The 14113-nt window shown below is 68.3% G+C and carries 12 protein-coding genes, 1 rRNA gene and 1 riboswitch; of the genes, 12 read left to right on the top strand and 1 reads right to left on the bottom strand.

What is annotated here, in order from left to right; translation table 11 throughout:
* The 11 genes from rrf to AB0I98_RS25195 all read left to right on the top strand — a co-directional run.
* Positions 1 to 80 (top strand): 5S ribosomal RNA (rrf, locus tag AB0I98_RS25245); the annotation flags it as partial.
* A gap of 108 nt (positions 81 to 188) precedes the next feature.
* The gene (locus tag AB0I98_RS25240; RefSeq protein ID WP_362945344.1) at positions 189 to 800 is read left to right on the top strand and encodes a CDP-alcohol phosphatidyltransferase family protein; all 612 of its coding nucleotides are present in this window, start codon (positions 189 to 191) and stop codon (positions 798 to 800) included.
* 115 nt (positions 801 to 915) lie between these two features.
* Positions 916 to 3411, top strand: a complete 2496-nt coding sequence (locus AB0I98_RS25235; protein WP_362945342.1) for a mannose-1-phosphate guanyltransferase — start codon at positions 916 to 918, stop codon at positions 3409 to 3411.
* Positions 3412 to 3578: 167 nt separating this feature from the next.
* Positions 3579 to 4409: a DUF881 domain-containing protein gene (locus AB0I98_RS25230; protein ID WP_362945340.1), complete on the top strand. Its 831-nt coding sequence runs from the start codon at positions 3579 to 3581 to the stop codon at positions 4407 to 4409.
* Positions 4406 to 4738 (top strand): small basic family protein, encoded by a 333-nt coding sequence (locus AB0I98_RS25225; protein ID WP_003988855.1) that lies wholly within the window; start codon positions 4406 to 4408, stop codon positions 4736 to 4738. Before AB0I98_RS25230 ends, AB0I98_RS25225 begins: the two co-directional genes overlap by 4 nt.
* A 5-nt stretch (positions 4739 to 4743) precedes the next feature.
* Positions 4744 to 5607, top strand: coding sequence for a DUF881 domain-containing protein (locus tag AB0I98_RS25220; protein WP_362945338.1), 864 nt, complete (start codon positions 4744 to 4746; stop codon positions 5605 to 5607).
* Positions 5608 to 6091: 484 nt separating this feature from the next.
* Positions 6092 to 6628, top strand: a complete 537-nt coding sequence (locus tag AB0I98_RS25215) for an FHA domain-containing protein (RefSeq protein WP_362945336.1) — start codon at positions 6092 to 6094, stop codon at positions 6626 to 6628.
* Between the two features lie 43 nt (positions 6629 to 6671).
* The gene (locus AB0I98_RS25210; RefSeq protein ID WP_362945334.1) at positions 6672 to 7409 is read left to right on the top strand and encodes a MerR family transcriptional regulator; all 738 of its coding nucleotides are present in this window, start codon (positions 6672 to 6674) and stop codon (positions 7407 to 7409) included.
* 85 nt (positions 7410 to 7494) lie between these two features.
* Entirely contained in the window at positions 7495 to 7968 is a 474-nt protein-coding gene (locus AB0I98_RS25205) for a bifunctional nuclease family protein (RefSeq protein WP_004002801.1), read from the top strand.
* Between the two features lie 258 nt (positions 7969 to 8226).
* Positions 8227 to 8871 (top strand): MerR family transcriptional regulator, encoded by a 645-nt coding sequence (locus tag AB0I98_RS25200; protein WP_328368513.1) that lies wholly within the window; start codon positions 8227 to 8229, stop codon positions 8869 to 8871.
* A 57-nt stretch (positions 8872 to 8928) separates the two neighbouring features.
* Entirely contained in the window at positions 8929 to 10422 is a 1494-nt protein-coding gene (locus AB0I98_RS25195; RefSeq protein WP_362945332.1) for a DNA polymerase IV, read from the top strand.
* Here the strand turns inward: AB0I98_RS25195 and AB0I98_RS25190 are convergent.
* A complete protein-coding gene (locus tag AB0I98_RS25190; protein WP_328368519.1) occupies positions 10344 to 10715 on the bottom strand; it encodes a PRC-barrel domain-containing protein in 372 nt (123 codons plus the stop codon). The genes AB0I98_RS25195 and AB0I98_RS25190 overlap by 79 nt on opposite strands.
* A 113-nt stretch (positions 10716 to 10828) precedes the next feature.
* Positions 10829 to 10924: riboswitch (glycine riboswitch) on the top strand.
* A gap of 175 nt (positions 10925 to 11099) precedes the next feature.
* On the opposite strand from AB0I98_RS25190, the gene gcvP reads away from it, so the two are divergent.
* Positions 11100 to 13985, top strand: a complete 2886-nt coding sequence (gene gcvP / locus AB0I98_RS25185) for an aminomethyl-transferring glycine dehydrogenase (RefSeq protein WP_362945330.1) — start codon at positions 11100 to 11102, stop codon at positions 13983 to 13985.
* Positions 13986 to 14113 lie beyond the last annotated feature (128 nt).

Raw genomic sequence — 14113 nt, 5'->3', positions numbered from 1 at the left:
TTCCGAACCCGGAAGCTAAGCCTTACAGCGCCGATGGTACTGCAGGGGGGACCCTGTGGGAGAGTAGGACACCGCCGAACTCCTTTTACAGCTCTGGCTCTTGGGCATCATGCCCAAGAGCCAGAGCTTTTTTGCGTTGAGGTAAGGTCAGGGAGCATCGTTGGCTCGTTCCCACAGGAGGCTCCCGGGTGGAGGTCCAGGAGACCCGCGTCCAGACAGACCGGGTCCTCACCATCCCCAACATCCTCAGCATGGCTCGCCTTGTTGGCGTGCCGGTTTTCCTGTGGCTGATCCTCCGGCCCGAGTTCGGTGGGCCCAAGAGCGATGGCTGGGCGCTCCTCGTGCTGATGCTCAGCGGGGTGAGCGACTACCTGGACGGCAAGCTCGCACGACGTTGGAACCAGATCAGCAGTCTTGGCCGGCTCCTTGATCCCGCTGCGGACCGGCTCTATATTCTCTCGACGCTGGTTGGACTCACCTGGCGGGAGATTCTGCCAATCTGGTTGACCGCTGTACTTCTGGCGCGGGAGTTGGTCCTGCTGGTCATGGTGGGCATCCTCAGGCGCTATGGCTATCCGCCACCGCAGGTGAACTTCCTGGGCAAGGCGGCAACGTTCAACCTGATGTATGCCTTCCCGCTGCTGTTGCTCAGTGACGGAAGCGGATGGATCTCGTCACTCGCTGCTATTTTCGGCTGGGCGTTCGCCGGATGGGGTACAACGCTGTACTGGTGGGCAGGAGTCCTCTACGTGGTACAAGTCCGCCGGCTGATCCGTGCGGACGCAGCCATGGCCGATTGAACTCGCGGATTGAGGCGGGCGTAGTCCCGCGATGGCCCGCGACGGAAATATGCGGGACAATCTGGACGGGTGAAGTCGGCTAGACCGTCGTCTCTTCGAGGAGGACGCTTCCGACATGAAGGCCGTCGTGATGGCCGGAGGCGAAGGCACACGCCTTCGCCCTATGACCTCAAGCATGCCCAAGCCGCTCCTACCTGTGGCCAACCGCCCGATCATGGAGCATGTTCTGCGGCTGCTCAAAAGGCATGGGCTCACCGAGACCGTCGTCACCGTGCAGTTCCTGGCCTCGCTGGTCAAGAACTATTTCGGTGACGGTGAGGAGCTCGGAATGGAGCTCACCTATGCCAACGAGGAGAAGCCACTCGGTACTGCCGGAAGCGTCAAGAACGCCGAAGAGGCGTTGAAGGACGATGCTTTCCTCGTCATCTCCGGCGATGCACTGACCGACTTCGACCTCACGGAACTGATCCGATTCCACAAGGAGAAGGGCGCACTGGTCACCGTCTGTCTGACGCGTGTGCCCAATCCGCTGGAATTCGGTATCACCATCGTCGACGAAGAGGGCCGGGTCGAGCGGTTCCTCGAGAAACCGACCTGGGGCCAGGTCTTCTCGGACACCGTGAACACCGGTATCTACGTCATGGAGCCCGAGGTCTTCGACTATGTCGAGCCCGATGTGCCCGTCGACTGGTCCGGCGATGTCTTCCCTCAGCTGATGAAGGAGGGCAAGCCTGTCTTCGGCTATATCGCTGAGGGCTACTGGGAGGACGTCGGCACCCATGAGAGTTATGTGAAGGCGCAGGCCGACGTCCTGGAGGGCAAGGTCGACGTCGAGCTCGACGGGTTCGAGATCTCTCCGGGCGTGTGGGTGGCGGAGGGCGCCGAGGTGCATTCCGACGCTGTGCTGCGCGGTCCGCTCTATATCGGGGACTACGCCAAAGTCGAGGCCGGCGCCGAAATCCGAGAGCACACGGTCGTGGGCTCGAACGTGGTCGTCAAGAGCGGGGCCTTCCTGCACAAGGCCGTGGTGCACGACAACGTGTACGTGGGGCAGCACAGCAATTTGCGTGGCTGTGTCGTCGGCAAGAACACCGACATTATGCGCGCCGCCCGGATCGAGGACGGCGCCGTGATCGGCGACGAGTGCCTGATCGGTGAAGAATCGATCGTTCAGGGCAACGTCCGCGTCTACCCCTTCAAGACCATCGAGGCCGGTGCCTTCGTCAACACCTCGGTGATCTGGGAGTCCAGGGGCCAGGCACATCTGTTTGGGGCTCGTGGGGTCTCCGGAATCCTGAACGTGGAGATCACACCCGAACTCGCTGTGCGGCTCGCCGGCGCCTATGCCACGACCCTCAAGAAGGGTTCCACGGTCACTACGGCCCGCGACCACTCGCGTGGTGCACGGGCGCTGAAGCGGGCAGTCATTTCCGCACTGCAGGCCAGCGCCATCGACGTACGAGATCTGGAAAACGTACCGTTGCCCGTGGCACGGCAGCAGACCGCTCGGGGCAGTGCCGGTGGAATCATGATCCGGACCACCCCGGGGGTGCCGGACTCCGTGGACATCATGTTCTTCGACGGGCAGGGTGCCGATCTTTCGCAGGGCAGCCAGCGGAAGTTGGACCGGGTGTTCGCGCGGCAGGAGTACCGGCGGGCGTTCCCGGGTGAGATCGGTGATCTGCACTTCCCGGCCAGCGTCTTTGACTCGTACACCGGGTCACTGCTGCGGAATGTCGACACCACCGGGGTCACCGAGTCGGGTCTCAAGGTCGTCGTGGACGCGTCGAACGGCAGCGCCGGGCTGGTGCTGCCGAGCCTGCTCGGCAAGTTGGGCGTGGACTCGCTGACCATCAATCCCGGTCTGGACGAGTCCAGGCCCACGGAGACGGCGGATGCGCGGCGGTCGGGGCTGGTGCGGCTGGGAGAGATCGTGGCGTCCGCCCGGGCCGCGTTCGGGGTGCGGTTCGATCCTGTCGGTGAGCGGCTTTCGCTGGTCGACGAGAAGGGGCGGATCGTCGAGGACGACCGGGCGTTGCTCGTCATGCTCGACCTGGTGGCCGCGGAGCGGCGCAGCGGGCGGGTGGCGCTGCCGGTGACGACCACGAGGATCGCCGAGCAGGTGGCGGCGTACCACGGGACGCAGGTCGAGTGGACGACCACCTCGCCCGACGATCTGACCCGGGTCGGACGCGACGACTCGACGATCTTCGGCGGGGACGGCCGGGGTGGGTTCATCGTCCCGGAGTTCAGCAGCGTCTTCGACGGTACGGCGGCCTTCGTGCGCCTGATCGGGCTGGTCGCGCGGACGCAGCTCACGCTCAGCCAGATCGATGCGCGGATTCCGCGGGCGCATGTCATCAAGCGGGATCTGGCGACTCCCTGGGCCGTCAAGGGACTTGTGATGCGGAGGGTCGTGGAGGCCGCCGGAGACCGCTTCGTGGACACCACGGACGGTGTGCGGGTGGTGGAGACCGACGGACGTTGGGTGATGGTGCTGCCCGACCCGGCCGAGGCGGTCACGCACCTCTGGGCAGAGGGCCCCGACGACGCCTCCGCGCAGGCTCTGCTCGACGAGTGGTCGGCGGTCGTGGACAGCGCCGGGCGCTGAAAAACGCGGCACGCGCGCGTGCCGGACAAGTGTCCTCAAGGGGGCCTGTCCGGCACGCCGGTGGGGCCATTCGGAGGTAGCGACCGCGACATGCGACGATGTGCGGCATGCCGCAGCAGCCCCCCGTTCGGAGCACACCCACGCGCCCTGCGCGTCCGGATGCCTCCATGTCGCTGCTCACCAATGTGATGGACCACAGCCTCGACGAGGGATACGCCGAAGCGGCGGCCCGGAAAGAGGCCGGCGGCGGCATGCCCAAGACCCTCAGGGCGAAACTGGGCCTTGCCGTCGGTCTGGTGCTAGCGGCTCTCGTCGTCACCATCGGAGCCGCACAGGCGCGTGTCGCCGCTCCTGTCGTGGCGAAGGAGCGCGAGGAACTGATCGACCGCATCGACCGTGAGACCACGGCCGCGGACCAGCTCGAGGACAGCGTCGACCAGCTGCGCGCCGAGGTGAGCAGGCGGCAACGAGAGGCTCTGAAGCGGAGCGGCGGCAGTGATCAGGCGGAGTTGGTGGGTCTGCTGTCGGGCGCCACGGAGGTGCACGGCCCCGGTGTGAAGCTGGTCGTCGACGACGCCGAGGAAGCGTCGAACGGCGGTGACGGTGATCCACGGGAGACCTCCGGGTTCTCCGACACCGGACGGGTGCGCGACCGTGACATGCAGCGCGTGGTGAACGGGCTGTGGGAGTCGGGGGCCGAAGCCGTCTCCATCAACGGGCAGCGGCTGACGGCGCTGTCGGCGATCAGGGCCGCCGGTGACGCGATACTGGTCGACAACAAGCCGCTGGTGCCGCCGTACACGGTGCTCGCGGTGGGGGACGGGAAGCGGCTGAGCACCAGGTTCCAGAACAGCGCCGACGGGCTGTATCTGAATGCCCTCCAGGAGAACTACGGCATCCGGACCTCCATCTCCGCGGAGGAGGACCTCCGGCTGCCCGCCGCACCGAGCGTGACCGTACGAACAGCACAGCCGAAAACCGAGAAGGGCACATCGTGATCGCCGTACTGGGCCTCGTCGTGGGAGTCGTGGCCGGCCTGTTGGTCCGGCCGGAGGTTCCGGCGGTCGTCGAGCCTTATCTGCCGATCGCCGTCGTGGCGGCGCTCGACGCCGTCTTCGGGGGGCTGCGGGCCATGCTCGACGGCATCTTCGACGACAAGGTGTTCGTCGTGTCGTTCCTGTCCAACGTCGTCGTGGCAGCGTTGATCGTGTTCCTGGGCGACAAGCTGGGCGTCGGGGCCCAGCTGTCCACCGGCGTCGTCGTGGTCCTCGGCATCCGTATCTTCTCCAACGCCGCCGCGATCCGTCGGCATGTGTTCCGGGCGTGAGGCCGATGAGCGACAAAGACGAGGCGGCGGAGAACAGGCTGCGCAAGAAACTCCCCGAAGAGCTTCCCGCGGTGGCCGAGCCGACAGAGGAAAAGCCCGCTGAGGAAGCGTCGGCTGGGGACACCCCTGCTGCGGCGGAGCCGGAGCTGACCGGACGGCAGCGGCTGGTGCAGGGGATCTGGCCGCCGCGCGTCACCCGCGCCCAACTCATCGTCGCCCTGCTGCTGTTCGGCCTCGGCTTCGGCCTCGCCGTCCAGGTGGCCTCCAACAGTGACGGCGACAGCGCCCTGCGCGGTGCGCGCCAGGAGGATCTCGTTCGCATCCTCGATGAACTGGATGACCGTACCCAGCGTCTTGAGGACGAGAAGCAGGGGCTCGAGAAGCAGCGCGACGAGTTGGAGAACAGTTCGGACCAGGCCGAGGAGGCCCGGAAGCAGACACTGGAGAAGGAGCGGCAACTCGGCATCCTGGCGGGCACGGTGGCCGCCCAGGGGCCCGGCATCACGGTGACCATCGACGACACGAAGGGGACGGTCGAGGCGGACATGCTGCTCGACGCGATCCAGGAGCTGCGCGCGGCCGGCGCGGAGGCGATCCAGGTCAACGGCGTACGAGTCGTCGCCGGCACCTACCTGACGGACTCCGGCAACAGCGTGAGCGTCGATGGGAACAAGATCAACGCTCCCTATCGTTTCAAGGTCATCGGCAAGCCGCAGGACCTCGAACCGGCGCTCAACATCCCAGGAGGCGTGGTGCAGACTCTCGAGAAGGAGCAGGCCACCGTGACCGTCGAGCGGTCCGGCAAGATCGTTGTGGACGCCTTGCGAGCGGCGAAGCGGCCTGACTACGCTCGGTCGTCCTCCCAGTGAACCGGGGGTGCATGGGGGACGTCCGGCGAGGGCAAGACGTTGCGGGGGGTCGGCGCACCGAATGGGTGGTGCGTGGTGGAAACTGTCTGGTGGATACGGACGTTGTGAGGATGTCCGGGTCGACCGGTGAGTGCAATCAGGGTTCGTCCTGCCCCACGGGCGGGTCTGTTTCGGTCAAGGGGAATCGCCCGTGAAGTTGTTTGCGAAGTTGTTCGGCAAGAGCGCGCGAGAGGGTCGTGAAAACGCCACGGCTCGTCATCGCGCGCAGCCCGACGCGGAAGGTCAGCGCCCGCTGTTCCGGGACCAGGTCTCTGGTCCGGGAGGTGACATTTCGGGAGGTCAGGGCGCGCCGTCTGTTGACCCTGCGCAGTCCGGCGGCATAGGTTTCGGGCAACCGTCAACCTCAGGTGCGGGTGGAGGATTTTCCGCCGACCCGTACGCGTCCAACGCCCTGGCGGGGCAGCCGCGGCAGGAGGATCCGTCCATGTCGGCCCTGGTATGTACGAGGTGCGGTAACCGCAACGCGGAGAACAGCCGCTTCTGCTCCAATTGCGGTGCCCCGCTGCGATCCGGGGCCGCGGCCGAGCGTCCGTCCGAGACGACCTCTACGATCTCCATCTCCGGCCTTGAGGCGTACGACGCCGAGGTCACCGGCCAGACGCAGATGCCGATGCTCTCCCCGGAGGCGCAGGCGGCCGTCGACGCGCTGCCGCTGGGCTCGGCGCTGCTGGTGGTGCGCCGCGGGCCGAACTCCGGCAGCCGCTTCCTCCTGGACAGCGACCTCACCACCGCCGGGCGGCACCCGCAGAGCGACATCTTCCTGGACGACGTGACGGTCTCCCGGCGCCATGTGGAGTTCCGTCGCGGCCCCGACGGCTCGTTCACGGTGGCCGACGTGGGCAGTCTGAACGGCACGTATGTCAACCGCGAGCGCATCGACCAGGTCGCCCTGTCGAACGGTGACGAGGTGCAGATCGGCAAGTACCGGCTGGTCTTCTACGCGAGCCAGCGGGGCTACTGACCCTCCCCCGGGCGCCGTCCGGGGGGACCCCCAGGGAAGGTCCATGCTTCAAACACCGAGCGGCGGTGCCGGAGCCGGTACCGCCGCCACGGACAGTGGGCTGATGAGCATCGGCACGGTGCTGAACGTGCTGCGCGACGAGTTCCCGGAAGTCACCATCTCCAAGATCCGTTTCCTGGAGTCGGAGGGGCTGATCGAGCCGCAGCGGACCCCCTCGGGGTATCGCAAGTTCAGCGCGGACGACGTCGAGCGCCTCGGCCATGTACTGCGAATGCAGCGGGACCACTATCTGCCGCTCAAGGTGATCCGCGAGCACCTGGACGCGATAGCCCGCGGGGAGGCCGTACAACTGCCCGCGCTGGCCCGCCAGCGTGACGGTGAAGCCGTGGTCGAGGCCTCCGAGGCTCCCACGGCGGCCCGGATCGGCCGGGCCGAACTGCTCGCCGCCGCGGAGATCTGCGAGCGGGAGCTGGAGGAGTGGGAGGCGTACGGCCTTATCGCTCCGCTGCCGGACGGGGCGTACGACGCGGAGGCGGTCACTGTTGCGTCGCTCGTCTCCGAGCTGGGGCGGTTCGGGATCGAGCCGCGCCATCTGCGGGTCATGAAGGCCGCCGCAGACCGCGAGGCGGGGCTGGTGGACCAGGTCGTGGCCCCACTGAAGCGGCATCGCAATCCGCAGACCAGGGCGCATGCGGAGGCGCGTACCAAGGAACTGGCGGTGCTCACGGTGAAGCTGCATGCTGCGCTGGTGAAGACCGCTCTGGGAGTGCGGCTGCCTTGAGGCGGCCAGGCCGTCGGCGTCCGGTTGCGGCACCCGTTTTCGGCCCGACTACCCAAACGTCCCGGGCACGGCCTAGGGTTGCTGTGTGAACGAGCTCGATGTCGTAGGTGTCCGGGTCGAAATGCCCTCCAACCAACCGATCGTGCTCCTGCGCGAAGTGGGAGGCGACCGTTACCTCCCCATCTGGATCGGCCCGGGGGAGGCGACGGCCATCGCTTTCGCCCAGCAGGGCATGGCCCCCGCACGACCGCTGACCCACGACCTGTTCAAGGACGTGCTGGAGGCCGTCGGCCAGGAGCTCACCGAAGTGCGCATCACGGATCTGCGTGAGGGCGTCTTCTACGCCGAGCTGGTCTTCGCCAGCGGCGTCGAGGTGAGCGCCCGCCCGTCCGATGCCATAGCGCTGGCTCTGCGCACCGGAACGCCGATCTACGGCAGCGACGGAGTGCTCGATGACGCGGGGATCGCGATCCCGGACGAGCAGGAGGACGAGGTGGAGAAGTTCCGCGAGTTCCTCGACCAGATCTCGCCCGAGGACTTCGGCACCAGCAGCCAGTGACGCGCCCGGCCCGGCAGACGCAGCCCCTGTCGGGTCGGTCGATGCCCCGCGGTGGCGCGAAATGCCGGCATGTGCCATGGGCGCGTGAGAGCGTCGGTCAAGCCCCGTCCGAGCGCATTCGGCTAGCCTTTCCCCGCGGTGGGGTACGGGAAACCACTCCTAGGGTGATTATCACTCGGCGTGCCGAGTGTGGCGATCGTTGACGCACCCCTGGTGACTGCCTACCGTCGAGAAGGCAGGTCAAGGACGGAGGTCGGCGTGAGAAGCAGCGGCGACGGTACGGCTGGGGGTGCTCCCGGACATGGCCCGGGGGCGAGCGGTCCGTACCCGCTTCACGGCAGCGCGGCCGATCACGCTCCGCAGCACATGGCGGCCGTGCCCAGCAGCGGAGGGGCGACGTCCATGGCGTCCGAGCAGATCGGCTACCGCGGTCCGACGGCCTGCGCGGCCGCGGGCATCACCTACCGGCAACTCGACTACTGGGCGCGCACCGGGCTGGTCGAGCCGAGCGTGCGGCCCGCACACGGGTCCGGAACGCAGCGTCTGTACAGCTTCCGGGACGTCGTTGTCCTGAAGATCGTCAAGCGGTTCCTGGACACCGGGGTGTCGCTGCAGAACATCCGTACCGCCGTCCTGCACCTCAGAGAACGGGGTTTCCGCGATCTGGAGCGCATGACGCTGATGAGCGACGGCGCGACGGTCTACGAGTGCACCTCGCCGGACGAGGTCCACGCGCTGCTCCAGGGCGGCCAGGGCATCTTCGGCATTGCCGTGGGCGTCGTGTGGCGGGACGTCGAGAGCGCCCTCTCCCAGCTGCACGGGGAGCGAATCGACACCGGTGAGACGCTCGTCGGGAACAATCCGGCCGACGAACTGGCGCGGCGGCGGAACCGGGCGGTCTGAGCCCCGTTCCACAGCGGTTCAACGGCATTGTCAGTGGCGTAGGGCAGCATCGGACATGTGAGAACCGCGCCCACGATCCTGCATCTCGACATGGATGCCTTCTTCGCCTCGGCGGAGCAGGCGTCCAAGCCGAGCCTGCGCGGGAAGGCCGTCATCGTGGGCGGGCTCGGGCCGCGGGGGGTGGTGGCGACGTGTTCGTACGAGGCGCGTGTCTTCGGGGTTCACTCGGCGATGCCAATGGCGCAGGCCCGGCGGCTCGCGCCGAACGCCGCGTATCTCGTGCCGAGGTTCGGGTTCTACCGGTCGATCAGCGAGCAGGTGATGGGGCTGCTGCGGGATCTGTCGCCGCTGGTGGAGCCGCTGAGTCTGGACGAGGCGTTCGTCGATCTGGAGGCGGGTGGGGCGGCCTGGGACGAGGCGTCCGCGAGGCTGGCCGGGGTGAAGCTGCGGGCCGACATACGGGCCGTCACCGGGCTCACCGGGTCGGTCGGACTCGCCGCCTCCAAGATGCTCGCGAAGATCGCCTCGGAGCAGGCCAAGCCGGACGGTCTGGTGGTGATCGAGCCGGGGAGCGAGCGGGCGCTGCTCGGGCCCATGTCGGTGCGGACGCTGCCGGGGGTCGGACCGGCGACGGGCGACCATCTGCGGCGGGCCGGGATCACCACGGTCGACGAGATCGCCGAGGCGGGCGAGGACGAGCTCGTACGACTGCTGGGCAACGCTCATGGACACGCGCTGTACGCCATGGCGCTGGCGCGCGACGACCGGCCCGTGGTGGCCGAGCGGGAGACGAAGTCGGTGTCGGTCGAGGACACCTACGACGTGGACATTCATGACCGGGTGCGGGTCGGTTTGGAGGTGCAGCGGCTCGCCGACCGGTGTGTGCGGCGGCTGCGCGGGGCCGGGCTGTCCGGGCGGACCATCGTGCTGAAGGTGCGGCGGTACGACTTCTCCACGCTGACTCGGTCGGAGACCCTGCGCGGGCCCACGGACGATCCCGGGGTGGTGCGCGAGGCCGCGGCCCGGCTGCTGGAGTCGGTGGACACCACGGGCGGGGTGCGACTGCTGGGGGTGGGCGTCAGCGGGCTTGCCGACTACACACAGGAGGACCTGTTCGCACAGGCGGCGGGGGAGCAGGCGGAGAGTGAGGTGGAGGAGCCGGTGGCCGGCGAACCGGCCGAGGTGCAGCCGACGCCCGTGGAGCGGCGGTGGCCGGCGGGGCATGACGTACGGCACGGCGAGTACGGGCACGGATGGGTGCAGGGCAGTGGGCTCGGGCGGGTCACGGTGCGGTTTGAGACGCCCGATTCGGAGCCCGGGAGGGTCCGGACCTTCCGGGTCGACGATCCCGAGCTGGAGCCGGCGGATCCGTTGCCGCTCGTGCCGCTCGTGCCGCTCGTGCCGCTCGTGGCGCGAAGACCCGATGAGCCGGAAGGGCCCGAGGTGCCGGAGGAGCCCGTGGTGCCTCCGGTTCAGGTGTCGTCCGTGCCGGCCAGCTTGCCGAAGTCGCGGTCCGGGAGGGAGGGCGGTGGGGCGACGTCGAGGCCGTAGTGGTGGTAGAGCTGGAGTTCCTGCTCCGGTGAGAGGTGGCGGCCGACGCCGAAGTCGGGGGCGTCCTTGATCAGGGCGCGGTCGAAGGGCACGTGCAGGGCCCCCTCTATGAGCTCGCTGGGCTCCAGGGGGACGAAGGCGTCCCTGCTGAACAGGCCGGTGCGTATCGCGGCCCACTCCGGCTCACCGGTGGCGTCGTCGAGGTAGACCTCGTCGATGGTGCCGATCTTGGTGCCACTGCGGTCGAACGCCTTGCGGCCGATCAGGTTGCGCGGATCGATGTCGGTCTGCACGGGCCCTCCAATTGGTCGCAACTCATCCGTAAGCACTACAAAAGAGCAGATTCACCAAGGTGGCCACTCGAAGGTTGCGGCGTTGACCTCGCTGGTACTCTGGCAGCGGCTGCTGACCCCGTGCGGGAGAGTCCTCCGGACACCATCGGAGGCGCCGAAGGAGCAAATCCTCCCCGGAATCTCTCAGGCTCACGTACCGCACGGACGAGGTCACTCTGGAAAGCAGGGCGGGTGTCGACGGCTTCCGCTCTCACCGACGGTGAAAGCCGGGTGCCCTCGGGCGTCCGGTGAAGCTCTCAGGTTGAGATGACAGAGGGGGAGGCCGTCCGGGCACCCGCGCCGTGGTGTCCCTCGAAGGTCGTGTCAGACCAGGAGGCCTCCGCAATGACCGCCCACCGCATTCCGCTCTCCGAGCTCGAACAGGGAATCCCCTTCGAGCAGCGCCACATCGGGCCCGACCAGGAGGCGCGGGCCAAGATGCTCGCGCAGGTCGGCTACGGCTCCCTCGACGAGCTGACCGCCGCCGCGGTGCCGGATGTGATCAAGAACGCCGACGACCTGGAGCTGCCGGGCGCGCGCACCGAGGCCGAGGTGCTGGCCGAGCTGCGCACGCTGGCCGACCACAACCAGGTGCTCGGCTCCATGATCGGGCTCGGGTACTACGGGACCTTCACGCCGCCGGTCATCCTGCGGAACGTCATGGAGAACCCGGCCTGGTACACGGCCTACACGCCGTACCAGCCGGAGATCTCCCAGGGGCGGCTCGAGGCGCTGCTGAACTTCCAGACCATGGTCGCCGACCTCACCGGGCTGCCGACCTCCGGTGCCTCGCTGCTCGACGAAGGAACGGCCGCTGCCGAGGCGATGGCGCTGTCCCGGCGGATGGGCAAGAACAAGAAGGGCCTGTTCCTGGTCGACGCGGACGCGCTGCCGCAGACCGTCGCCGTGATCGAGACGCGGGCCGAACCGACCGGCGTCGAGGTCGTCGTTGCCGACCTCAGCGAGGGCATCCCGGCCGAACTCGCCGAGCGTGAGATCAACGGCGTGCTGATCCAGTACCCGGGCGCCTCCGGTGCCGTACGCGACATCAAGCCGGTCATCGACCGGGCGCACGAGCTGGGCGCGCTCGTCACCGTCGCCGCCGATCTGCTCGCGCTGACGCTGCTGAAGTCGCCGGGTGAGCTGGGTGCCGACATCGCGGTCGGTACGACGCAGCGGTTCGGTGTGCCGATGGGCTTCGGCGGGCCGCACGCCGGCTTCATGGCCGTACACGAGAAGTTCGCGCGCAGCCTGCCCGGACGGCTGGTGGGTGTGTCCGTCGACGCGGACGGGCACAAGGCGTACCGACTCGCTCTGCAGACGCGTGAGCAGCACATCCGGCGCGAGAAGGCGACCAGCAACATCTGCACCGCTCAGGTGCTGCTCGCCGTGATGGCCGGGATGTACGCCGTCTACCACGGGCCCGAGGGGCTGAAGGGCATCGCCCGCCGGACGCACCGGTATGCGTCGATCCTCGCCGAGGGGCTGAGCAGCGGTGGTGCCGAGGTCGTCCACGGCGAATACTTCGACACCGTCACCGTCCGGGTCCCGGGGCGGGCCGCCGAGGTCGCAGCTGCCGCGCGGGAGAACGGCGTCAACTTGCGGCTGGTGGACGCCGACCTCGTGTCGATCGCCTGCGACGAGACCACGAATCGGGCCCAAGTGGGCGCCGTATGGAGCGCGTTCGGGGTCGAGGCCGACATTGAGGCGCTGGACTCCGCCGCGGCGGACGCGCTGCCGGACGCGCTGCTGCGCGCCGACGAGTACCTGACCCATCCCGTCTTCCACCAGCACCGTTCCGAGACCGCGATGCTGCGCTATCTGCGCCGGCTCGCCGACCGGGACTACGCGCTGGACCGCGGCATGATCCCGCTGGGCTCCTGCACCATGAAGCTCAATGCCACGACCGAGATGGAGCCGGTCACCTGGCCCGAGTTCGGGCAGCTGCATCCCTTCGCGCCCGCGGAGCAGGCGCAGGGCTACCTCACGCTCATCCGTGAGCTGGAGGAGCGGCTCGCCGAGGTCACCGGGTACGACAAGGTGTCGCTGCAGCCCAACGCCGGTTCGCAGGGTGAGTTCGCCGGGCTGCTCGCCGTACGCGGATATCACCGGGCCAACGGGGACGAGCAGCGGACCGTGTGCCTCATTCCGTCCTCGGCGCACGGGACCAACGCCGCCAGTGCCGTCATGGCCGGGATGAAGGTCGTCGTCGTGAAGACCGCCGAGGACGGCGAGATCGACGTGGCGGACCTGCGGGCGAAGATCGAGCAGTACCGCGACGAGCTGTCGGTGCTGATGATCACGTACCCGTCGACGCACGGTGTGTTCGAGGAGCACGTAGCCGACATCTGCGCGCAGGTGCATGAGGCGGGTGGCCAGGTGTACGTCGACGGCGCCAACCTCAACGCCCTGGTGGGGCTTGCCAAGCCGGGGCACTTCGGCGGTGACGTCTCGCATCTGAATCTGCACAAGACCTTCTGCATTCCGCACGGTGGTGGCGGTCCGGGTGTCGGGCCCGTCGGTGTGCGCGCACACCTGGCGCCGTATCTGCCGAACCACCCGCTGCAGCCCGCCGCCGGTCCGGAGACGGGTGTCGGGCCGATCTCGGCCGCGCCGTGGGGTTCGGCGGGGATCCTGCCGATCTCGTGGGCGTACGTCCGGCTCATGGGCGGCGAGGGGCTCAAGCGGGCCACGCAGGTGGCGGTGCTCAGTGCCAACTACATCGCCAAGCGGCTCGAGCCGCACTACCCGGTGCTCTACACCGGTCCCGGCGGGCTGGTCGCGCACGAGTGCATCATCGATCTGCGGCCGCTGACCAAGGCGACCGGGGTGAGCGTCGACGATGTCGCCAAGCGGCTGATCGACTACGGGTTCCACGCGCCGACGATGTCGTTCCCGGTGGCCGGGACGCTGATGATCGAGCCGACCGAGTCCGAGGATCTGATCGAACTCGACAGGTTCTGCGAGGCGATGATCGCCATACGGGCGGAGATCGAGAAGGTCGGTTCGGGCGAGTGGCCCGCGGACGACAGCCCGCTGCGGAACGCGCCACACACCGCGGCCGCGCTCGGCGGGGAGTGGAAGCACGCGTACACGCGCGAGGAGGCCGTCTTCCCGGAGGGCGTCTCGGCGTCCGGGAAGTACTGGCCGCCGGTGCGGCGGATCGACCAGGCCTTCGGTGACCGGAACCTGGTGTGCTCCTGCCCGCCGTTGGACGAGTACGAGGACTGAGTCGTACGTCGTCGGGGGGGGGCGCCCGCCGGGGGGGGGCCCCCCCAGCGGGAAGGGGGGGGCCCGGGGAACCCGGGGGACATGTTAAAAGGGGCCCACCCCCGGGCAGGTGGACGGGGCCCGTACGG

This window comes from Streptomyces sp. NPDC050211, assembly GCF_040656035.1.
In the GTDB taxonomy this organism is placed as follows: Bacteria; Actinomycetota; Actinomycetes; order Streptomycetales; family Streptomycetaceae; genus Streptomyces.
The sequence above is the reverse complement of the archived record's forward strand: the minus strand, read 5'-3'. Positions and strand labels throughout refer to the sequence as shown.

What these genes read in the sequence shown, in the direction of transcription:
- AB0I98_RS25230 (WP_362945340.1), top strand. Translation starts at nt 3,579, where the DNA reads ATGTCGCTGCTCACCAATGTGATGGACCACAGCCTCGACGAGGGATAC.
- AB0I98_RS25215 (WP_362945336.1), top strand. Translation starts at nt 6,092, where the DNA reads ATGTCGGCCCTGGTATGTACGAGGTGCGGTAACCGCAACGCGGAGAAC.
- AB0I98_RS25210 (WP_362945334.1), top strand. Translation starts at nt 6,672, where the DNA reads ATGCTTCAAACACCGAGCGGCGGTGCCGGAGCCGGTACCGCCGCCACG.
- AB0I98_RS25220 (WP_362945338.1), top strand. Translation starts at nt 4,744, where the DNA reads ATGAGCGACAAAGACGAGGCGGCGGAGAACAGGCTGCGCAAGAAACTC.
- gcvP (WP_362945330.1), top strand. Translation starts at nt 11,100, where the DNA reads ATGACCGCCCACCGCATTCCGCTCTCCGAGCTCGAACAGGGAATCCCC.
- AB0I98_RS25235 (WP_362945342.1), top strand. Translation starts at nt 916, where the DNA reads ATGAAGGCCGTCGTGATGGCCGGAGGCGAAGGCACACGCCTTCGCCCT.